This window comes from Mesorhizobium sp. M7A.F.Ca.AU.001.01.1.1, assembly GCF_004022735.1.
In the GTDB taxonomy this organism is placed as follows: Bacteria; Pseudomonadota; Alphaproteobacteria; order Rhizobiales; family Rhizobiaceae; genus Mesorhizobium; species Mesorhizobium ciceri.
On the sequence record NZ_RZPF01001214.1, the window covers coordinates 1 to 919 of the forward strand.

General features: G+C 67.1%; 1 protein-coding gene. It reads left to right on the forward strand.

Annotated features, from left to right (window positions below; translation table 11 throughout):
- Positions 1 to 197: 197 nt before the first annotated feature.
- The coding region (locus tag EN884_RS37175; RefSeq protein WP_164895473.1) for a DUF2339 domain-containing protein at positions 198 to 919 on the forward strand (722 nt) is incomplete at its 3' end.

A 919-nucleotide genomic window follows, 5' to 3' on the forward strand; every position in this document is an offset into this window, starting at 1 on the left:
GGCCGCACGTTGGCGGTGTCGGAAGCGACGCTGAAGGATGGCGGCGGCAAGCTGCTGGCTTTCGGCACCGAAACATGCTCGATCTTTCCGGCCGCCAATCTGGCGGCGCGCTGAGTTTTCTGGCCGTTTGGCCGCCGCATTTGCATGTCAGTGAGACGAAACGTCAGTGAAAACTGGCCTGGTTTGGGGGAACCGCCATGTTTGAGAGCCTGATCGGCCTTGTCGCCATCATCGCCTTGTTCGTCATCATTTCGCGCCAGCAGAGCCGCATCGGCCTTGTCGAGCGCGAGCTTGGCGCGCTGCGCAGCCTTGTGCTCTCGGGAGCCGTGCCGCCTGCGGCCAAGCCGTCCGAACAGACGGTGGCCGACAACGTGCCCGCCGATGTGATTCCAGCCGTTGCGGCAGCGGCCGACATTCCCTCTCCAGCGACAAGCGAGCCGGTCGCCGCACCGGCGCCACCCACGGAAACGGAAGACTCGACCGGCGAGATCGTGTCCGGGCCGTGGACCGCTCCAGAACCGGCGCCGAAGGCGGTGGAACCCGCGGAGCTTCCCGGAGCGACGAAAGCCGCCCGCCAATCCGATGTCGAAACCGCGCTCGGCACCCGCTGGGCGGTCTGGGTCGGCGGCATCGCCCTGGCGCTGGGCGGTCTGTTCCTGATCCGCTACACCATCGAAGCCGGCATTTTCGGCCCCGGCGTACGGCTGACCATGGCCGGCGCGCTCGGCCTTGTGCTGGTCGTGGGCGGCGAGTTCGTCCGCCGCACCGGCTTCAAGATGCCCGTACAAGGCGCCGCGGGCGCCTATATTCCGGCGATCTTGACAGCGGCCGGTGCCTTCATCCTGTTCGGCACCGTCTACGCCGCGCATGGCATTTACGGTTTCATCGGGCCGGCGCTCGCCTTCACGCTGCTTGGGGC